At 74.0% G+C, this 18,608-nt stretch carries 17 protein-coding genes; 5 read left to right on the forward strand and 12 right to left on the reverse strand.

Going from position 1 to position 18,608, the window contains the following annotated elements; translation table 11 throughout:
* Positions 1-20: 20 nt before the first annotated feature.
* From E2C06_RS06325 to E2C06_RS06345, 5 genes are read right to left on the reverse strand one after another with little or no spacing between them, the layout of a single operon-like run.
* Positions 21-659 (reverse strand): ABC-type transport auxiliary lipoprotein family protein, encoded by a 639-nt coding sequence (locus E2C06_RS06325; protein WP_133287740.1) that lies wholly within the window; start codon positions 657-659, stop codon positions 21-23.
* Positions 656-1,678 (reverse strand): MlaD family protein, encoded by a 1,023-nt coding sequence (locus tag E2C06_RS06330; protein ID WP_133287741.1) that lies wholly within the window; start codon positions 1,676-1,678, stop codon positions 656-658. The genes E2C06_RS06325 and E2C06_RS06330 overlap by 4 nt, the downstream gene beginning before the upstream one ends.
* Positions 1,679-1,726: 48 nt before the next feature.
* Entirely contained in the window at positions 1,727-2,494 is a 768-nt protein-coding gene (locus E2C06_RS06335; RefSeq protein WP_133287742.1) for an ABC transporter ATP-binding protein, read from the reverse strand.
* 3 nt (positions 2,495-2,497) lie between these two features.
* Positions 2,498-3,616: an ABC transporter permease gene (locus E2C06_RS06340; RefSeq protein WP_241671143.1), complete on the reverse strand. Its 1,119-nt coding sequence runs from the start codon at positions 3,614-3,616 to the stop codon at positions 2,498-2,500.
* The gene (locus tag E2C06_RS06345; RefSeq protein WP_241671144.1) at positions 3,613-4,398 is read right to left on the reverse strand and encodes a TrmH family RNA methyltransferase; all 786 of its coding nucleotides are present in this window, start codon (positions 4,396-4,398) and stop codon (positions 3,613-3,615) included. Before E2C06_RS06345 ends, E2C06_RS06340 begins: the two co-directional genes overlap by 4 nt.
* 201 nt (positions 4,399-4,599) lie before the next feature.
* On the opposite strand from E2C06_RS06345, the gene E2C06_RS06350 reads away from it, so the two are divergent.
* Entirely contained in the window at positions 4,600-5,055 is a 456-nt protein-coding gene (locus tag E2C06_RS06350) for a DUF3237 domain-containing protein (RefSeq protein WP_133287743.1), read from the forward strand.
* A 242-nt stretch (positions 5,056-5,297) separates the two neighbouring features.
* Entirely contained in the window at positions 5,298-7,568 is a 2,271-nt protein-coding gene (locus E2C06_RS06355; RefSeq protein ID WP_165982248.1) for a sensor histidine kinase, read from the forward strand.
* A gap of 14 nt (positions 7,569-7,582) precedes the next feature.
* On the opposite strand, the gene E2C06_RS06360 is transcribed toward E2C06_RS06355, so the two are convergent.
* The 4 genes from E2C06_RS06360 to E2C06_RS06375 all read right to left on the reverse strand — a co-directional run bounded on the left by E2C06_RS06360 (position 7,583) and on the right by E2C06_RS06375 (position 12,516).
* Complete coding sequence (locus E2C06_RS06360; protein ID WP_133287745.1) at positions 7,583-8,569, reverse strand: Bug family tripartite tricarboxylate transporter substrate binding protein; 987 nt, start codon at positions 8,567-8,569, stop codon at positions 7,583-7,585.
* 169 nt (positions 8,570-8,738) lie between these two features.
* Positions 8,739-9,671 carry an NAD(P)-dependent oxidoreductase gene (locus E2C06_RS06365; RefSeq protein WP_133287746.1) on the reverse strand — a complete coding sequence of 311 codons (933 nt, stop codon included), beginning with the start codon at positions 9,669-9,671 and terminating at the stop codon, positions 8,739-8,741.
* 337 nt (positions 9,672-10,008) lie between these two features.
* Positions 10,009-11,682, reverse strand: a complete 1,674-nt coding sequence (locus tag E2C06_RS06370; RefSeq protein ID WP_133287747.1) for a stimulus-sensing domain-containing protein — start codon at positions 11,680-11,682, stop codon at positions 10,009-10,011.
* Between the two features lie 132 nt (positions 11,683-11,814).
* Positions 11,815-12,516, reverse strand: a complete 702-nt coding sequence (locus E2C06_RS06375) for a response regulator transcription factor (RefSeq protein WP_133287748.1) — start codon at positions 12,514-12,516, stop codon at positions 11,815-11,817.
* Between the two features lie 95 nt (positions 12,517-12,611).
* Between E2C06_RS06375 and E2C06_RS06380 the strand changes: the two genes are divergently transcribed.
* The 3 genes from E2C06_RS06380 to E2C06_RS06390 all read left to right on the forward strand — a co-directional run bounded on the left by E2C06_RS06380 (position 12,612) and on the right by E2C06_RS06390 (position 15,494).
* Positions 12,612-13,337 carry a HugZ family pyridoxamine 5'-phosphate oxidase gene (locus tag E2C06_RS06380; protein WP_133287749.1) on the forward strand — a complete coding sequence of 242 codons (726 nt, stop codon included), beginning with the start codon at positions 12,612-12,614 and terminating at the stop codon, positions 13,335-13,337.
* A gap of 148 nt (positions 13,338-13,485) precedes the next feature.
* Positions 13,486-15,081, forward strand: a complete 1,596-nt coding sequence (locus tag E2C06_RS06385; protein ID WP_133287750.1) for a phosphoenolpyruvate carboxykinase — start codon at positions 13,486-13,488, stop codon at positions 15,079-15,081.
* A complete protein-coding gene (locus tag E2C06_RS06390; RefSeq protein WP_133287751.1) occupies positions 15,081-15,494 on the forward strand; it encodes a DUF2237 family protein in 414 nt (137 codons plus the stop codon). The genes E2C06_RS06385 and E2C06_RS06390 overlap by 1 nt, the downstream gene beginning before the upstream one ends.
* Before the next feature lie 6 nt (positions 15,495-15,500).
* On the opposite strand, the gene E2C06_RS06395 is transcribed toward E2C06_RS06390, so the two are convergent.
* From E2C06_RS06395 to E2C06_RS06405, 3 genes are all read right to left on the reverse strand, one after another.
* Complete coding sequence (locus E2C06_RS06395) at positions 15,501-16,223, reverse strand: endonuclease/exonuclease/phosphatase family protein (RefSeq protein WP_133287752.1); 723 nt, start codon at positions 16,221-16,223, stop codon at positions 15,501-15,503.
* Complete coding sequence (locus E2C06_RS06400) at positions 16,224-16,793, reverse strand: hypothetical protein (protein WP_133287753.1); 570 nt, start codon at positions 16,791-16,793, stop codon at positions 16,224-16,226.
* A gap of 214 nt (positions 16,794-17,007) precedes the next feature.
* Positions 17,008-18,504 carry a SulP family inorganic anion transporter gene (locus tag E2C06_RS06405; RefSeq protein WP_133287754.1) on the reverse strand — a complete coding sequence of 499 codons (1,497 nt, stop codon included), beginning with the start codon at positions 18,502-18,504 and terminating at the stop codon, positions 17,008-17,010.
* Between the last annotated feature and the right edge of the window lie 104 nt (positions 18,505-18,608).

The raw sequence follows: 18,608 nt of genomic DNA on the forward strand, positions 1-18,608 counted from the left end.
TCGGCGCCGCCCCGCCCGCCTCAGCGGCGGCCGATCGCCCCGGCCAGCGCCGCTTCCAGCCGGCCGAGCGCGTCGCCCAGCGCCGCCGACATCGCCGCCGCCGCGTCCGTGGCCGCCGCCTTGCCATCGGCGCGCGGCCCGCCCGGCAGCGGCGCGGTGCCGTCGGCCAGGAACTGCCCCAGCACCCGCGTGTCGCCGGCATTGCCGTTCGCCAGCAGCAGGGCCGAGAGCGAGGCGCGGGCGACGCCCTGGACCGGCTCTGCCTGCAGCCGGGTCAGCTCGCCTTCCAGGATCAGGTCGGACCGCAGGCGGGAGCCCGGCGCGGTGACCGCCGCGAACCGGCCGCTGGCCAGCAGCCAGCGCCGCAGCGCCTCCTCGACCAGGTCGGCGGGCGGGGCGGTCCATTCGCTCCAGAAATCCACCATCACCTCGTCCCGCGGGCCGAGCACGCGGAGGCCCCGCTGGTCGAGCCCGGGGGCGGCCCGCAAGGTGCGCAGCAGCAGCACCGGGCCGCGCTTCGCCGGCGGGCGCCCAGGGGAGTTCCCAGGCGGCCGCTCCGGCGCGAGGACGAAGCGCTGGGTCTGCTGGTAGGGGCGGTCGGGCAGCACGCTGCAGGCGGGCAGCGCGAGGGCCGCGAGGATCAAGGCACGGCGGGTCATCGGCGGGATCCCGGAGGCGCGGGCGGCGGCGCGCCGAAGATGGCCTGGGAGGGATAGCGGCGGAGCTGCTCGGTGGTGTCGCGCAGGTTGGCGACGGCCGCGCGCAGGTCGCGCAGGATCGGCGCCAGCTCCGCCTGGATGTCGGTGGTGGCGCTGCGGACCGAGCGCAGGGAGGCATCGAGGTTGGTCATGCTGCCGGGCAGCCGGGCCGCCGCGCCGCGCAGGTCGGCGGTCGCCGCGGCGGCGTTCGACAGCGCCTGGGTCACCTCGCGGCTGCCGAGCAGCTTGCGGGCGTCCTCGGCGGTGCCGCGCAGCTCGGCCAGCGCGCCCGGGACGTTCGCCTCGGCCGCGGTGGTGCGCAGCGTCCGCATCAGCTCGGCCGCCTCGCGCAGGGTCACCGCCAGGTCGCCGTCCTTCACCTGGCCGCGCAGCTCGGAGACCAGGCCGATGACGTTGTCGAGCAGCGCCGGCAGGTCGGCCGTCTGCAGCTTCTGCAGCAGCTGTTCCGCCGCGCTCTGCACCTGGGCAACGGTGGAGGGAATGGCGGGCACGTAGGGATAGCGCGGCTCCCAGGGCACCGCGCGCGGCGGGAAGCGCTCCGGGTCGACGAAGTCGAGCTCGAGGTAGTTCACCCCGGTGATGCCCTGCGCGGCGATGCGGACGCGGAGCCCCAGCTTGATCGCCTCCTCGACGTTCGGCGTCTCGCCGATGCGGGAATTGTCGACGGCGAAGCGGACATAGACCAGCTGGAAGGCGGCGCCGAAGGGGTCGCCCTGCGGCCGGCGGTATTCCGCCGAGACCAGCCCGATCTCCGAGATCCGGCCGATGCTGACGCCGCGGTAGCGCACCGCCGCGCCGACCTCGAGGCCCTGGACGGATTCGCGGATATAGGTCTCGAATTGCTGGCTGCTGCCGCTGAGCCGGTCGGCGGTCAGGAAGAGGACGAAGCCGATGCCGAGCGCCAGCCCGGCCAGCACCAGCGCGCCGACGCGCAGGTAGAGCCCGCCTGCCTGCGGCATCTCAGCGCCGCCCGCGCGCGGGCGCGCCACGGATCGTGTCGGGGACCATCACGCCAGCACCTCGCGTCGGAAGAAGGCACGCACCACGGGGTTCCGGCTCTCGTCGCGCAGGCGCCGCGGATCGCCCTCTGCAATCATGCCCTTCGCCTCCTTGTCCAGCATGATGCATCGGTCGCCGATCGCCAGGATCGACTGCAGCTCGTGCGTCACCACGACGAAGGTGGTGCCGAGATCGCGCGCCAGCTGCCGGATCAGCGCATCGAGCCCCGCCGAGGTAATCGGGTCGAGCCCCGCCGAGGGCTCGTCGAGGAAGAGGATCGGCGGGTCGAGCGCCATGGCCCGGGCGATGCCGGCCCGCTTGGCCATGCCGCCCGAGATCTCCGCCGGCAGCCGCCCGGCGGCATCCGCCAGCCCGACCAGGCCGAGCTTCACCCGCGCCACCATGTCGCGCGCCTCGGCCGGCAGGTCGGTGTGCTCCTCGAGCGGCACGCCGATGTTCTCGGCCAGCGTCGAGGAGCCAAAGAGCGCGCCCGACTGCCACATCACCCCGATCCGCCGCAGCAGCGCGACCCGCGCCGCGCCGTCGAGCCCGTCCATCCGCACGCCGAGGATCTCGATGCTGCCCTCGGCCGGGGCATAAAGGCCGATCATGTGCTTCAGCAGCGTGGATTTCCCGCAGCCGGAGCCGCCGAGGATGACGAAGACCTCGCCGCGGCGGACGTCGAAGGTGACGTGCTCGAAGATGGTGCGGCCATCGAAGCGCGCCGCCAGGTCGCGCACGCGGATCACGGCCTCCGCCTCCGGCGTCCCGGGCATGGCCTACCAGCCCAGCCGGAAGAACAGCACGGCGGAGACGCCGTCGAGCAGCACGATGGAGACGATCCCCCCCACCACGGCCGCGGTCGCGGCATCGCCCACCGCGCGCGGGCCGCGCCCGGCGCCGAGCCCGGCGCGGCAGCCGACCAGGCCGATGGCGAGCCCGAACATCGCCGCCTTGGCCAGCCCGCCCACCAGATCCTTCAGGTGCACCCAGGCCTGCAGCTGGTTCACCACGGCGACCAGCGGAAATCCCAGCGTCCCCATCACCACGCTCATGCCGAGCAGCCCCGCCAGGTTCATCAGCAGCGCCAGCACCGGCATGACCAGCATCGCCGCCAGCAGCCGCGGCAGCACCAGCCAGGCGATCGGGTCGATCCCCATGATGCGCAGCGCGTCGATCTCCTCGTTCACCGTCATGGTGCCGAGCTCGGCGGCATAGGCCGAGCCGGTACGGCCGGCGAGGATGACGGCGGCCATCAGCGGCCCGAGCTCGCGCAGCAGGGAGATGCCGACGAGGTTCGGGATGAAGATCTCGGCGCCGAACTGCTTCATCGGGATGGAGGACTGGAAGGCCAGGATCAGCCCGATCAGGAAGCCGAGCAAGGTGGTCAGGCCGAAGGCGCGCAGCCCCGCCTCGTCCAGGTGGCGCAGCACCTCCGGCCAGCGCAGCCGCCAGGGCGCCCGCAGCGCGCCGAGCCCGGCGAGCAGCGATTCGCCGAGAAAGGCGACCTGGCCGGCGGCGCCCCGGGCGCGCCGCAGTGTCGCCTCGCCGACCCGGCCGAGAAAGGGCAGCGCCGGTTGCGGCTTCGGGCCGGGCCGGTCCAGCGCCGCCCGCGTCCGGTCCAGCAGGGCCTGCAGCGGCCCGGCGGCGAGGCCCTGGAATTCGGCCCGGTGCGCTTCCCGCTCCAGCCGCAGCAGCAGCACGGCGCCGGCGGTGTCCAGCGCGGTGACGCCGCCGAGGTCGAGCGTGAGCGGATGGACGCCGCGGGCGGCGCGCATCGCCTCCGGCCAGAGCCGCGCCGCGGCGGCGGCATCGAGCCCGCCGCGGAAGGCCAGGCGCCGCCCCGGCCCGTCCGGCCTGATGTCGAGGGTGGCGGGATCGGGTGCGGTGGCGCTCACGCGGCGGCCGGGGCCGCGGAGGCTGGCGCGGCGGCGCCGAGGGCATGGAACAGCACCGCCGCGGCCTGCGCCACGTTTAGGCTCTCGACCAGCCCGCTGCCGGGCAGGGTGATGCGGGCCTCGCAGGCCTCGAGCACCGGCGGCGACAGCCCCTCCTCCTCGTTGCCGAGGACGAGGGCGATGGGGCGGTCGCGCGGGATCGCCTCGGGCCGGGCGCCGCCGGCGGCGACGGCGGCCACCGTCAGAAAGCGGCCGCGCATGCCGCGCAGCAGGTTGGCCAGGTCGCGGGCGCGCAGCACCTCGAGGTGCTCGAGCCCGCCCTCGGCGGTGCGGAAGGCGGCGTCGGACAGGTCCGCCTGGCGCGGGTCGCCCGAGAGCAGCAGGGCGCGGGCGCCGAAGAAGGCGGCGGACCGGGCGATGGCGCCGAGGTTGTGCGGGTTGCCGATGCCGTCCAGCACCGGCAGGAAGGCGGCCTGCGGCAGGCCGGGCGGCAGGGCGTGGCCGGGCAGCGGCTCGGCGAAGCGGGCGACGGCGACTGCGCAGATGCCGCCATGGTGCTGGGTGCCGGCGATCCGGGCCAGCTCCTCCGGCGGCACCTCGCGGTAGGGCCGGCGGGTGCGGGCGAGGTGCTTGCAGAGCGGCCCCGCCAGCCGGCGCCATTCCTCCGTATAGAACAGCCGCAGCACCTGCTGCGGCCGGCGCAGGAAGAGCGCGCGCACCGGGGCCGGGCCGCAGATGCGGTTCGGGTCGGGCGGCCGGGGCAGGAAGGGCGCGTCAGGCATGCGGGGTCGAGGGCATCCGGCGTTTATAGGCGTGTCGATCCATGTTGGCATCCGCGTTGCGCCGGCCAAGCGGCGGCTTGGGGCATGCCAGGCTGCGCCTCGGGGCATGCCAAGCGGCGGCAGAGCGGGGAGTGCGGCCAAGGACGGGCGGCCCGGGGGAGGCGCCGGCGGCGGCACGGTACGGAATCGGGAGGGCGCGAGATGACGGCGGCGGGACTGGAGTTCATCGGTCAGGTCGAGGTCGCGGTGGGGCTGCCGCTGGTGGTCGGCGCCGGGCCGGCGGGCGAGCGCCGGATCGTGCCGATCCTCGGCGGGCAAGTGAGCGGGCCGCGGCTGGCCGGGGAGATCCTGGCCGGCGGGGCGGATTTCCAGGTGATCCGCCCGGACGGGGTGACCGAGATCGTCGCCCGCTACACGCTGCGCCTGGCGGACGGCGCGCTGGTCTACGTGGTCAACCGCGGCATCCGTCACGCGGCGCCGGAGGACATGGCGCGGCTGCTGCGGGGCGAGCCGGTGGCGCCGGAGCGGGTCTATTTCCGCACCGCCCCGGTCTTCGAGACGGCGGCGCCGCAACATGCCTGGCTGCACCGCAGCCTCTTCGTCGGGTTCGGCGAGCGCCGGCCGGACAGCGTGCTGGTGCGGATCCATGCCGTGTAGCAAGGCCACCGGCAGTTTCGGGGGAGGCAGCGTCCCGGGGCTGCCGCTCGCAATGCCGCGTCCGTCCGATCCGGCGACGCGAAGTGACGGAGCGTGTCGTGACTTCAGCATGAAACGGCACAACCGGCGCGGTAGTTCACCGGAGTTGCGTTATCGCGAATTTTTTATATTCCATAGGAATGGATTGGTGGGCATCGGGTCTGGTAGGTTCTTGGCTCGGCAGATCGGCAGGATTGGCCAGGATGAATGGCTGCAACGCCGATCGCACCGGTCCGGCGGAGTGGACGGTGTGGGAGAAGCAGGGCCTTGACCGGGCAACTGGTCGGGCCTTCGCCCCTCCGGGGCTCCACACCGTGCTCGCCGGGGCCTTCGGCCTGCTCGGGCTGCTGGCCGCGCTGGCGGCCTCCCTTGCCGTCGGCAACCTGGCCGATCGCCGGCTGCGGGCCGATATCGGCGCCGAATTCGCCGCCACCGCCGAACGCGCCGCCGACCTGCTCGACCGCGGCCTCTTCGAGCGGCTGCGCGACATCCAGGTCGCCGCCTCGCTCGACACCATGCGCGACCCGGCGGCGGGCCCCGCCGCCCGGCGCGCCGTGCTGCAGCGGCTGCACGAGACCTATCCCGACTACGCCATCCTGTTCTTCGTCGGCCCGGACGGCCGGATGCTGGTCAGCAGCAGCGGGGCGCTCGAGGGCGCCGACGTTTCGCGCCGCGAATACTTCCTCGCGGGCCGCCGCGGCCCCTTCGTCGGGGAGGTGCATGACGGCTTGCTGATGGCGGCCGCGCTCGGCCGGCCGGCCGACAACCCGCCGCGCTTCGTCGACCTCGCCGCGCCGGTGCAGGCGCCGGACGGCAGCCTGCTCGGCGTCGTCGTGGCGCATCTCTACTGGGAATGGGCGGAAGGCATCCAGCGCGACGTCATGGCGCCGGTGCTGGCCCGCCATCCCGGGGCCGAGGCGCTGATCCTGGCGCGGGACGGCCAGGTGCTGCTCGGCCCGCCGGGGATGCCGCGGGCAGCGCCGCCGTGGCTCCCGGCCGCGATCGCCGCCGATCTCGCCGCCGGGCGCGGCGGCAGCCGGGTCGAGCCGGCGATGGCGGCGAGCGCGCAACTGGTCGGCTATGCGCCGACCGGGGGACACCGCGACTACCACGGGCTCGGCTGGTCCGTCCTGGTGCGGCGGGACGCGGCGGCGGCCTTCGCCCCGGCGCGGCAGCTGGCGGGGCAGGTCATGCTCTGGGGGCTGGCCGCCACCGCCCTGGCTGCGGCGCTCGGCTGGCTGCTGGCCGGGATCATCGCCCGCCCGCTGGTCGAGCTCTGCGAGGCCGCCGGGCGGCTGCAGCGGGACCCCAGCGCCGTGGTGCCGCCCGGCCGCGGGGCGCGGGAGGTGGTCTCGCTCGCCGGCGCCATCGCCGCGCTGGTCGAGGCACTGCGCGGGCGGGAGGCGGCGCTGCGCGACGGCGCGGCGCGGCTCCGGCTCGCCACCGAGGGCGCCGGCCTCGCCGCCTGGGAACTCGATCTCGGCTCCGGCCTCCTTACCCGCTCGCCGCGGCACGACCTGATCTTCGGCCAGGCCGGGCCGCTGGCGGAGTGGCGCCTCGCCGACAGCCTCCGCCACGTGGTGCCGGAGGACCGCGACGCCGTCGCGCGGGGCTTCGCCGCGGCGGTGGCCGGGGGCGCGGAATGGCGCTGCGAGTGCCGCATCCGCCGCGCCGGGGATACCGAGCCGCGCTGGGTTTCCTGGCGCGGAGCGCCGGTGAGGGAACCTGGCGGAGCGCCGGTGAGGGAAGCGGGCGGCGCGGGGCGGCGCTATGCCGGAGTGGTCGAGGACATCACCGACCGGAAGGCGGGCGAGCGCGCGCTGGAGCTGCTGGTGCGCGAGCTGGACCACCGGGTGAAGAACCAGTTCGCCGTCTTCGACGGTCTGGTCCAGTTCACCGCGCGCGGCGCCGCCGACGTGCCCGGCATGGCCGCGGCGCTGCGCGGCCGGGTGATTGCCCTGGCCCTGGCGCATGACCTAGTGCGGGAGGCCGCGGGCAGCGGCCCGAACCGCGGCCTGCGCCCGACCCGGCTGGCCGCCCTGGCCGAGGCGGTGCTCGGCCCCTTCGGCACCGCCCGGGCGGAGGCGGAGGAGACGCCGGGGGCGGCCAGCTACGGGGGCGGGCGCATCGCGCTGTGCGGGCCGCCGGTCAGCATCGGCCCGACCGCCGCCGCGGCGCTGGCCCTGGCGCTGCACGAGCTGGCCACCAATGCGGCGAAGCACGGCGCGCTGTCCCGGCCGCAGGGAAGGGTCGCGCTGAGCTGGGAGGACGCTGCCCCGGGAGGCATCCGCCTGGTCTGGCGCGAGACCGGCGGCCCCGTGCTCGCCGACGCGCCGGAGCGGCGCGGCTTCGGCTCGACGCTGATCCGGCAGAGCGTGGCGCACCAGCTCGGCGGCCAGGTGCGCTTCGACTGGTCGGACCCGGACGGGCTGGCCGTGCGCCTGGAATGCGCGAGGGAACGACTGGCGCGCTGACGCCGGGGGCGCGGCTACTCGATCGCCTTGAAGCCGGTGGCCCGCACCACCTCGGCCCAGCGGGCGCGCTCGGCGGTCATCGTCGCGGCGAAGGCGGCGCTGCCGGCCGCGGCGGGGCGGAAGCCGGCCTCCTGCAGCTTCGCCACCAGGGCGGGCGCGGCGAGGGCGCGCAGCACCGCGGCCTCGAGCGCCGCCAGCACCGGGGCGGGCGTCGCGGCCGGCGCCACCAGGCCGAACCAGGCGCTGAAGCCCAAGGCCGGCTGGCCGAGCTCGGCCATGGTCGGCACCCCCGGCAGCACCGGGGACCGCGCCGGGCCGGTCACCGCCAGCGCCTTCAGCCGGCCGGCCTTCACGTGCGGCGCCACCACCGCGACGGTGCCGAACATGCCCTGCACCGTGCCGTTCAGCACCGCGCCCATGGCATCGCCGGTCGAGCGGAAATGCACCGGCTCCACCGCCAGGCCGGTCGCCTGGCCCAACATGGCGGCGCCGAAATGCCCGGGCGTGCCGGCGCCGAAGGTGCCCATGGAGAGCTGCCGCTGCGCGCGGCCCCAGGCGAGGTAGCCGGCGAAGTCGTCCACCGGCAGCGCGGCGGGCACGACGAAGCCGAAATCGGCCGCGGCCAGCTCGGCGACCGCGGCGAAATCGCGCGCGGGGTCGTAGGGCAGCTTGGCATAGGTGCTGGGCGCCATGGCCAGCTGGCCGACCTCGCCCAGCAGCAGCGCGGTGCCGTCGGCGGGGGCGGTCCTCGCCACCTCCTGCGCCGCGATCAGCCCGCCGGCGCCGGGCCGGTTGTCGACGACAACGCCGGCCGGCAGGGCATCCTTCAGCGCCTCGGCGACCAGCCGGGCGAGCACGTCCGGCCCGCTGCCCGCAGCGAAGCCGAGCACCAGGCGCAGCGGCCGGTCGGGCAGCGCGGCGCGGGCCGCGCCGGGGGAGGCAAGCGGCAGCAGGGCGGCGCCGGCCAGCAGGGCGCGGCGGCCGGCGATGCGCGTGGTCATGGATGCGTCTCCCCGGGGCCCCAGGCGGGGCGTTGCGCCGCCGGCGTACCGAAGCGCCCCGCCGCGGTCAACGCGGCGGGCTTGCCACCACGGCGCGGTCAACGCGGCGGGGCTCGCCACCACGGCGCGGTCAAGGCGGCGGGCTCGCCGCCACGGCGTGGTCGAGCCGTCAGCACATCGCCAGCGCGACCAGCACCCGCGCGGCGATCAGGGAGGAGACGCGGGCATTGCTTTCGATCGTGGCGCCGGCGATGTGCGGGGTCAGCAGCAGGTTGGGCACGCCGGCCAGCACCGAGCCGGCCGGCAGCGGCTCGACCTCGAAGACATCGAGCGCGGCGCCGCCGAGCCGGCCCTCGCGCAGCGCCGCGGCCAGCGCCGCCTCCTCCACCACCCCGCCGCGGGCGGCGTTCACCAGCACCGCATCCGGCTTCATCAAGGCCAGCTGCGGCGCCGAGAGCAGGCCATGCGTCCCCGGCCCCAGCGGCACGTGCAGCGTCACCGCATCGGCGCGGGACAGCAGTTCCTCGAGCCCCACCATCTCGGTCTTCGTCTCGGACCAGTCGGCATGGGTGGCGGAGATCAGCGGGTCATGGCCGAGGATGCGCATGCGGAAGGCATCCGCCAGCCTGGCGACGCGGCGGCCGATATCGCCGAAGCCGATGATGCCGAGCGTCTTGCCCGCCATCTCCCGGCCGCCGATCAGCCGCTCGCGCGGCCAGCCGCCGGCTGCCACCTCCGCGGTCGCACCGTAGGCGCCGCGCAGCAGCGTGCCGATCGCCAGCAGGACGTATTCGGCCACCGAATCGGCATTGGCGCCGGAGGCCGGGATGACGTCGATCTCCCGGGAACGGCAGGCGGCCAGGTCGATGTTGTAGAGCCCGACGCCGAGCCGGCCGAGCACCTTGAGGCCGGGTGCGGCGGCGAGCAGCTCGGCATCCACCCGGGTCTGGTTGCGGACGATCAGCGCCCGGGCATCGGCCAGCGCGGCCCGCAGCGCGGCCGGGTCCTCGAACAGCCGAGGGTCGTAGAGCGTCGGCTGGGCCGCGCGGAGGCTCTCGACCGCGGCCTCCTCCATGAACTCGGCGATCACGATCTGGCCCATGCCGTGGCTCTTCCCGCGTTCCGGCCCACCGAAGCGGGTGGCGCCGGCAGTCCTGTCCCGCATTGCATATAGGCCGAGCGACGTGGCGGGGCACAGGGCTGCGTGCAGATGCGGCGCGGATTGGCGCGACGGATGCGAGACGCCGGACTTGGCGGAGGCGCGCCGCGAAGCCGCCCGCTCACGCGACCGGCAGCGTCATCCAGATGCAGGACGCGCCGCGAAGCCGCTCGCTCACGCGACCGGCAGCGTCATCCAGATGCAGGACGCGCCGCAAAGCCGCTCGCTCACGCGACCGGCAGCGTCATCCAGATGCAGGACGCGCCGCAAAGCCGCTCGCTCACGCGACCGGCAGCGTCACGATGAACCGCGCCCCGGTCACCTTGCCCGCCGCGTCCCGGCGGTTCTCGGCGGCGATGCGGCCGCGCAGGCCCTCGACGATCTGCCGGCAGATCGAAAGCCCCAGGCCGGAATGCTGGCCGAAGCGCTCGCCGCTGGGACGCTCGGAATAGAAGCGCTCGAAGATGCCCTCAAGCTTGGCCTCGGGGATGCCCGGCCCCTCGTCCTCCACCACCACCTCGACCATTGCCCCGGCCGGGCGGGCGCGGACGAAGACGCGGCCGCGTTCCGGGCTGAAGGACAGCGCGTTGCCCAGCAGGTTGCGCAGCACCTGCACCACCCGCCCCTCGACGCCGCGCACCACCAGTCCCTCGGCCGGCGCCTCCAGCACCACCGTGGGGTCGTCCTCCTTCCGCGTCGCCTGGTGCAGCTCGGCCAGCGTCGAGAGGATCGGCGCGATGTCGACCGGCACGGCGACGGTGCGCGACAGCTCGGCATCGACGCGCGAGCTGTCGGAGATGTCGGCGATCAGCCGGTCCATCCGCACCGCATCCTCGGCGATGATCGCCAGTAGCCGGTTGCGCTGCTCGGGGTTCTCGATCCGCCGCAGCGTCTCGATCGCGCTGCGGACGCTGGTCAGCGGGTTGCGGAGCTCATGCGCCACGTCGGCCGCGAAGCGCTCGTTGGTGTCGATCCGGGCCCAAAGCGCGCGCGCCGCGGATTGCAGGTCGCGCGCCAGGATGCCGATCTCGTCCTCCCGCGCCAGCAGCGTGGGCGGCACGCTGCCGCTGCGGCCCTCGCCCTGGCGCATGGCGGCGGCCGAGCCCGCCAGCTGCATGATGGGGTTGGCCAGCGTCTGCGCGAGGTAGAAGGACAGCGCCACCGTCAGCGCCAGCGCCACCCCGAAGATGCCGAGCACGCTGGCCCTGATCTCGAACAGCCGCTGGTCGACCTCGCGCGCCTCCCGCGTCAGCAGCACGATGCCGACCGACTGGTTGCCGCGCCGGGCCGGCTCGGCGACGCTCACCAGCAGGCGGCCATCGGCGGTGCGGCGGATATAGGGGGTGACGCCGCCCTCCAGCGCCAGGCGCAGTTCCTCCCGCCGGTCGGGGCCGAGATTGGGCTGCCAGTCGAAGGAGGGCGCGTCGGGGTTCACGTCGACCTCGACATCCGGCCGGCTGCCGCGCGGCACCACCGAGAGCACCCGGTCGTAGAGGCCGGAGACGGTCATCGAGAAGGCGCCGCGCGGCTCGGGCGGGGCCAGCGGCTCGGTCACCACCGCGCCGCCGGCGCCGTCCCGCACCCGGCTGTCGGCGACGACCAGGCCGGTATTGTCGAAGAGCCGCGCCTGGGTATTCGGGGACGGGTCGACCAGCCGGCGCAGCAGCGGCCGCGCCGCTTCCGGCACCAGCACGGCGCGGTCGTCCTGCAGCCGCGTCGCGGCCTCGGCGATGGCGCCGGCATAGATGCGGGCCTGGGTGCGCATCGCCTCGACCTCGGCCGCCAGCAGCCCGTTCTGGTACTGGTCGAGGTAGAGCATGGCAGCCGCCAGCAGGGCCGGCGGCAGGACGTTCAGCAGCAGGATGCGGCGCAGCAGGGGCGAGACCCAGCGGCGGCGCGGCGGCGCGACGGCGGCCTGGGCGGCGGTCTCGGGCGGCAGGCCGATATCGGGCATGGGGGTTCCTGCGCCGGGGTCAAAGGGCGGCGACGGCCGATCCGTCCTGGCATAGCACGGCCGCGGCCGGGGCGATGCCTGGCGCGGGTGCGGGCGAGCGAAGGCGCAGGCGGGGGCGCCGTTCTCCCGGCCTCAGCTCTCCTTGTAGCGGTAGCCGATGCCGTAGAGCGTCTCGATCTGCGCGAAGTCGTTGTCGACCTGGCGGAACTTCTTGCGCACCCGCTTCACGTGGCTGTCGATCGTGCGGTCGTCGACATAGATGTTCTCGCCATAGGCGGCGTCGATCAGCTGATCGCGGTTCTTCACCATGCCCGGGCGCAGCGCCAGCGCCTTGACCAGCAAGAACTCGGTCACCGTCAGCTGGATGTCGGTGCCCTTCCAGACGCAGGTGTGCTTGGTCTCGTCCAGCACCAGGTCGCCGCGGACGATGACGCCGCCGGCCGGCTGGCCGTTCGCCTCGGCGCGGGAAGCCTCGTTCCGTCGCAGCAGGGCGCGGATGCGCTCCAGCAGCAGCCGCTGGCTGAAGGGCTTGGTGATGTAGTCGTCGGCGCCGAGGCGCAGCCCCATCAGCTCGTCCACCTCCTCGTCCTTGCTGGTCAGGAAGACCACCGGCATGGCGCTGCGCTGGCGCAGCCGCTGCAGCAGCTCCATCCCGTCCATCCGCGGCATCTTGATGTCGAGCACCGCGAGGTCGGCGGGCCGGGCCAGCAGCCCCTGCAGGGCGCTCTCCCCGTCCGTGTAGGTGCGGACCTGGAAGCCCTCCTGCTCCAGGGTCATGGAGACGGAGGTCAGGATATTGCGGTCGTCGTCCACCAGGGCGATCGTGGCAGCCATGCGTTGCTCTCCACCGGGACTGGCCCGGCCTGTCGTCGAGGCAGGATGGCACCACATATGGTGCGGGATTGTGGCGCAACCCGGACGGGAGCGAGATGGTGACCGACAACCCGGCTTTCGAGGCACGCTGCCTGGTCCGCGGCGCCGCCTCGGCCACCCTGGCCACCCAGGCCGCAGGCCAGCCCTTTGCCAGCCTGGTGACCCCGGCCGCCGCCGGCGACCTCTCGGTCCTGCTGCTGCTCTCGTCCCTGTCCGAGCATACCCGCCAGCTCCGGGCGGAGCCGCGCTGCGCCCTTCTGTTCCAGGGCCAGGCCGCCGAGGCCAATCCGCAGACCGCGCCGCGGGTGACGCTGACCGGCCTGGCCGCCCCGGTGCCGGAGGCCGAGGTGCCGGGGCTGAAGGCGCGCTTCCTGGCGAAGCACCCCTATGCCGCGCTCTACGCCGATTTCGGCGATTTCGCGTTGTGGCGGATCACCCCCGCCGCCGCCCAGCTGGTCGGCGGCTTCGCCCGGGCGCTCAGGCTGCGCGGCGCCGACCTGCTGCCCGACCCGACGGCGGTCGCCGCCCTGGCGGCGGCCGAGCGGGACATCCTCGACCACATGAATGCCGGTCATGCGGCGGCCCTGGCGGCGATCGCCGCGGCGCTGCCGGGCGGCGGGCCGGGTGGCTGGCGGATGGTGGCGCTGGACCCGGACGGGGCCGACCTGGGGTTCGGCGAGCGGGTGCTTCGCCTTAATTTCAGTGCCCCGGCGGCCGATCCGGCTGCAGTCCGCGCTGAGTTGATTCGCGCTTCCCAGGAGGCTCGGCCAGGATCGGCATGACTTCCGGTTGCAAAACCCGGCATCCTGCCCCTTTGCCAATCGTAAGACACCGCCGTAATTTAGCCTTCGAGAGCATGGACACCGCGGGCCTCGACCCGGGCCCCCAGCAATGGCGCGGTCCCGGAATGCCCCGCCTGGAGGAATATACATGAGCCTGCCCGAGAGCGCCCTCGCCGGCACGGGTGTGACCAGTGGGTCCACCGTCCATGCCAACCTGACGGCCCCGGGCCTGTATGAGCACGCGATCCGCCGCGGCGAGGGCCGGCTTTCCGCCGATGGCGCCTTCATGGCGGTGACCGGCGTCCATACCGGCCGGTCCGTGCAGGACAAGTTCGTGGTCGACGACCCCGAGGTGCATGACCAGATCTGGTGGGGCAAGATCAACCAGCCGATGCCGCCGGAGAGGTTCCGCGGCCTGCGCAGCAAGGTCCAGGCCTGGCTCGGCGCCCGCCCGGTGCTCTTCACCCAGGACCTCTATGCCGGCGCCGACCCGGCGCACCGCATCAAGGTGCGGCTGGTGACGACCAATGCCTGGCACGCGCTGTTCGCCCGCAACATGTTCATCCGCCCGCCGGTCGAGGACCTCACCGGCTTCGCGCCCGACTTCACCATCCTGCACGCGCCGGAATACGAGGCCAACCCGGCCGAGGACGGCTGCCGCACCAGCACCTGCATCGCGCTGTCCTTCGCGGCGAAGACCATCCTGATCGCCGGCACCAGCTATGCCGGCGAGATCAAGAAGTCGATCTTCACCGTGATGAACTGGCTGCTGCCCGCCAAGGGCGTGCTGCCGATGCATTGCAGCGCCAACCAGGGCCCGGCCGGCGACACCGCCCTGTTCTTCGGCCTCTCGGGCACCGGCAAGACCACGCTCTCCTCCGACCCCGAGCGCAGCCTGATCGGCGACGACGAGCATGGCTGGTCGGATACCGGCGTCTTCAACTTCGAGGGCGGCTGCTACGCCAAGGTCATCCGCCTTTCGCGCGAGGCCGAGCCGCAGATCTGGGACGCCAGCCACCGCTTCGGCGCGGTGCTCGAGAACGTCGTCGCCGATGCGCGCGGCAACCTCGACCTCAACGACGGCTCGCTGACCGAGAATACCCGGTCCTGCTACCCGCTGGAGTTCATCCCGAACACCATGCCGGGCGGCCGCGCCGCGCTGCCGAAGAACGTGGTGATGCTGACGGCGGACGCCTTCGGCGTGCTGCCGCCGATCGCCAAGCTTTCCTCGGCCCAGGCGATGTACCACTTCCTCTCGGGTTATACCGCGCGCGTCGCCGGGACCGAGAAGGGCCTGGGCAAGGAGCCGCAGGCGACCTTCTCCACCTGCTTCGGCGCGCCCTTCCTGCCGCGCCACCCGGAAGTCTATGGCAAGCTGCTGTCTGACCTGATCGACCGGCACGGCGCCGATTGCTGGCTGGTCAACACGGGGTGGTCCGGCGGCGCCTATGGCACGGGCAGCCGGATGTCGATCAAGGTGACCCGCGCCCTGTTGCGCGCGGCGCTCGACGGCAGCCTGGCCAAGGTCGAGTTCGAGACCGATCCCTTCTTCGGGCTGCAGATCCCGAAGGCGCTGCCGGGCGTGCCCGCCGAGGTGCTGAACCCGCGCAACACCTGGGCGGACAAGGCGGCCTATGACCGCACCGCGGCCGACCTCGTCTCCCGCTTCGAGAAGAACTTCGAGGGCTTCTCGGGCGGCGTGAGCGAGGAAGTGCTGGCGGCGGCGATCCGGGCGGCCGCCTGATGCCCGATGGCGGGCTCGGCCCGGGGCGGCGCGGGCCGGGGGGCCAGCCCCCGGCCAGCAACGTCCTGGGCGGGACGCTGCTGCCCTGTTCGGTGGCGCCGCTGACCGGCTTCTTCCGGGACGGCTGCTGCAACACCGGGCAGGACGACCTCGGCCTGCATGTGGTCTGCGCCGAGATGACGCGCGAATTCCTCGCCTTCTCCAAGGCGCGGGGCAACGACCTCTCGACCCCGCGGCCGGAATACGGCTTCGCCGGCCTTAAGCCCGGCGACCGGTGGTGCCTTTGCGCCGCGCGGTGGGAGGAGGCGCGCTCGGCCGGGATGGCGCCGCGGGTGCTGCTGGAGGCGACGCATATCGCCTCGCTGGAAGTCTGCAGCCTGGAAGACCTGAAGGCGCACGCGGTCGATAGCTGAGCGCCGTCAGCCCGCCGGCCCGCGGCCGAGCAGGCCGGTCTCCAGCCAGGCCTTCACCGGCAGGTGGTCCGAGGCACGGCGCGCCAGCGGCGTGTCGTGCGCCGCCACCCGCCGTACCAGGCCCCGCGGCAGGCCGAGGACCCGGTCCAGCGAGGCGACCGGGCGGAAGGCGGGAAAGCTCGGCGCCGGCAGGGGCTCGCCGAAGACCGGCGCCAGCACGCCGAGCGCGCCGCCCCCGGTCCGCCATTCGTTGAGATCGCCCAGCAGCAGCGTCGGCAGGCCCCGGCCGGGGCCCGTCGCCATGGCCTCGAGCAGCGCCGCCGCCTGCCGCCGCCGGCGCCGCGCGCCGAGGCTGAGATGGGTGCCGATGACGCGGAGCGGCCCGCAGCCGAGATCCAGCACCGCCAGCAAGGCGCCGCGCGGCTCGAGCCCGCCGAGGCGGAGGCCGACCGGGCCCTCGAGCACCGCGGCGTCGCGCCGCACCAGCAGCAGGTTGCTGCGCCAGCCCTGGTGGTCCGGCCGCTGCGACGGCGCCAGGACGCGGAGGCCGAGCGCTTCGGCCACTGCCTGGCCGTCCAGCATCGGGGCACCGCGCCGGAAGTAGTGCTGCGCCTCCTGCAGGGCGATCAGGTCCGGCCGGATCTCGGCGATCACGCCGAGGATGCGGTCCGGCCGGAACCATCCCATGGGGCCGCGACCGCGATGGGCGTTGTAGGTGGCGACCAGCATCTAGTCGCCGGCAGCCGGGCTCGGTGCCGGATCGGGCAAGGGCCGCCTGGCCGCCGCGGGCCGGTCCTGCGCGGCCCGCGCCGCCAGCCGGCCGCCGCCGAGGCTGCCCAGCGCCGCGCCGGCCGCCGTCAGCGCCACGTCGGTCCAGGTATCCGTCCAGTCGCCGATCAGGCCCGTGCTCCACTCGAAGACTTCCCAGGCGATGCCGAGCCCGAGGCCGCAGCCCGCCCCGACCAGGCCGAGGCGAAGGACGCCGCGTGGCCGCCCATCCGCCAGCAGCAGCGCCGCGAAGACCGCCCCGGCCAGGATGCCGCTCAGCAGGTGCACCGCCTCGTCATAGGGATTGGCGCCGTAGAACCAGTTCAGCCCGTAGCCCGGGGCCGAGAGCAGCGAGGCGAGCGGCGGGACGGCATCGAGGCCGCGCGGCAGCGTCCTGAGGCGCCGGGGCAGCCGCGGCATGCGCTCGCGCGGCGGCAGGACGAGGGCGAGGCAGCCGGCCAGGGCCACCAGGGTGCCGGTGGCCGCCTGCCGCTTGTCCAGCGACCAGAACCAGGCCGCCACCGCGGCCATGGCGGCGTGGCAGATCCAGGCGAACCAACCCGTGCCGGGGGCGCCATGCCGCCGGTCGTCTTGCCGCGTCTGCAGGGCCCGGCTCTCCCAACCCTCGGCCCGTCGCGGCCGCGGGTGCGGCGCTGCCGGGACCGGCAGCGGCGAACAACGCGCGGGCGGGCAAAGGGTGGCGCAGCTCGGCGCCGCCCGCGCCGGGATTCGGTGGCCGCCGGCCTCAGTGCCCGCCGGCCACCGCCGCCTTGCCCGGCTTGTCGTGCTGCGCCAGCCGGTCGACCAGCGTCCGGCTCGCCTCGTTCATGCCCGTGATCTCGACCGGCACGCCGTGGTGGCGGAATTTCAGCACCACCCGGTCCAGCGCGTTGATCCCGGTGATGTCCCAGAAATGCGCGGCATGGACGTCGATCACCACCGATCTCGGCGACTCGCGGAAGTCGAAGGCGCCGTGGAAGGCCTCGGCCGTGGCGAAGAAGAGCTGGCCGGTGACGCGGTAGGTGCGGGTGCCCGTCGCCGCGTCCAGCGCCGACTCCACCCCGAAGAAGCGGGAGATCTTCTGCGCGAAGAACAGCCCGCTGAGGACCACGCCGACCAGCACGCCCTTGGCCAGGTCATGCGTCCCGAGCACCACCGCGACGGTCGCCAGCATCACCACGCTGGAGCTTTTCGGGTGCGTCACCAGCGTTTGCAGGGACCGCCACTGGAAGGTGTTGATCGAGACCATGACCATCACCGCGACCAGCGCCGGCATCGGGATCTGCTTCACCCAGGGGCCGAGCGCCACGATCAGGAAGAGCAGGAAGGCCCCGGCCCAGAGGCACGAAAGCCGCCCCCGCCCGCCGGAGGAGACGTTGATGACGGACTGCCCGATCATCGCGCAGCCCGCCATGCCGCCGAACAGGCCGGAGGCGATGTTGCCGAGGCCCTGCCCGGCGCATTCGCGGTTCTTGCTGGAATCGGTGTCGGTCATCTCGTCGATGATCGCCGCCGTCATCAGGCTTTCCAGCAGCCCGACCATGGCCAGCGTCAGCGCATAGGGCAGGATGATCCGCAGCGTCTCGAGCTCGAGCGGCACCATCGGCAGGGCAAGGGCCGGCAGCTCGCTCGGCAGCGCGCCCATGTCGCCGACCTTGTGGAATTCCGTCCCCGTGGCCATCGAAAAGGCGGTCAGCAGGACGATCGCGACCAGCGGCGAGGGCACGGCCGTGGTGACCCGCGGCAGCAGGTAGATGATGCCGAGCCCGGCCGCGACCATGGCATAGACCGGCCAGCCCATGAGCTGCCAGCCCGGCCCGAACAGCTCCGGCAGCTGCGCCATGAAGATCAGGATCGCCAGCGCATTGACGAAGCCGGTGACGACGGACCGCGAAACGAAGCGCATCAGGTCGCCGAGCCGGAGCGCGCTGGCGACCAGCTGCAGCAGCCCGGTCAGGATGGTCGCGGCGAACAGGTAGTTCACCCCGTGGTCGCGCACCAGCGTGACCATGACCACCGCGGTCGCGCCGGTCGCGGCCGAGATCATCGCGGGGCGGCCGCCGGCGATGGCGGTGACGACGGCGATGCAGAACGAGGCATAAAGGCCGAGCTTCGGATCGACCCCGGCGATGATGGAGAAGGCGATCGCCTCGGGGATCAGGGCCAGGGCGACGACGGTGCCGGCCAGCAGGTCGCGCGTGACGTTCGGCGACCATTCGTCGCGCAGCTTGGACAGGGACATGGGGCAGCCTTCAGCGGGCGGCTGCCCTGTTCGGCGGCCGCCGTATCATGCGGGAGCGGTCGGCGTCGGCGGGAACGCGCCGTCTAAGGCGGGGTGGTTCCCGC

This window comes from Dankookia rubra (assembly GCF_004355005.1).
Lineage (GTDB): Bacteria > Pseudomonadota > Alphaproteobacteria > Acetobacterales > Acetobacteraceae > Paracraurococcus > Paracraurococcus ruber_A.

Excerpts from the sequence above, each read along its gene's own strand:
- E2C06_RS06370 (WP_133287747.1), bottom strand. The coding sequence starts at position 11,682 with ATGCCCGATATCGGCCTGCCGCCCGAGACCGCCGCCCAGGCCGCCGTC.
- E2C06_RS06390 (WP_133287751.1), top strand. The coding sequence starts at position 15,081 with ATGCCCGATGGCGGGCTCGGCCCGGGGCGGCGCGGGCCGGGGGGCCAG.
- E2C06_RS06385 (WP_133287750.1), top strand. The coding sequence starts at position 13,486 with ATGAGCCTGCCCGAGAGCGCCCTCGCCGGCACGGGTGTGACCAGTGGG.
- E2C06_RS06345 (WP_241671144.1), bottom strand. The coding sequence starts at position 4,398 with ATGCCTGACGCGCCCTTCCTGCCCCGGCCGCCCGACCCGAACCGCATC.
- E2C06_RS06380 (WP_133287749.1), top strand. The coding sequence starts at position 12,612 with ATGGTGACCGACAACCCGGCTTTCGAGGCACGCTGCCTGGTCCGCGGC.
- E2C06_RS06400 (WP_133287753.1), bottom strand. The coding sequence starts at position 16,793 with ATGGCCGCGGTGGCGGCCTGGTTCTGGTCGCTGGACAAGCGGCAGGCG.
- E2C06_RS06350 (WP_133287743.1), top strand. The coding sequence starts at position 4,600 with ATGACGGCGGCGGGACTGGAGTTCATCGGTCAGGTCGAGGTCGCGGTG.
- E2C06_RS06375 (WP_133287748.1), bottom strand. The coding sequence starts at position 12,516 with ATGGCTGCCACGATCGCCCTGGTGGACGACGACCGCAATATCCTGACC.
- E2C06_RS06395 (WP_133287752.1), bottom strand. The coding sequence starts at position 16,223 with ATGCTGGTCGCCACCTACAACGCCCATCGCGGTCGCGGCCCCATGGGA.
- E2C06_RS06325 (WP_133287740.1), bottom strand. The coding sequence starts at position 659 with ATGACCCGCCGTGCCTTGATCCTCGCGGCCCTCGCGCTGCCCGCCTGC.
- E2C06_RS06360 (WP_133287745.1), bottom strand. The coding sequence starts at position 8,569 with ATGACCACGCGCATCGCCGGCCGCCGCGCCCTGCTGGCCGGCGCCGCC.
- E2C06_RS06335 (WP_133287742.1), bottom strand. The coding sequence starts at position 2,494 with ATGCCCGGGACGCCGGAGGCGGAGGCCGTGATCCGCGTGCGCGACCTG.
- E2C06_RS06330 (WP_133287741.1), bottom strand. The coding sequence starts at position 1,678 with ATGCCGCAGGCAGGCGGGCTCTACCTGCGCGTCGGCGCGCTGGTGCTG.
- E2C06_RS06365 (WP_133287746.1), bottom strand. The coding sequence starts at position 9,671 with ATGGGCCAGATCGTGATCGCCGAGTTCATGGAGGAGGCCGCGGTCGAG.
- E2C06_RS06355 (WP_165982248.1), top strand. The coding sequence starts at position 5,298 with ATGAATGGCTGCAACGCCGATCGCACCGGTCCGGCGGAGTGGACGGTG.
- E2C06_RS06405 (WP_133287754.1), bottom strand. The coding sequence starts at position 18,504 with ATGTCCCTGTCCAAGCTGCGCGACGAATGGTCGCCGAACGTCACGCGC.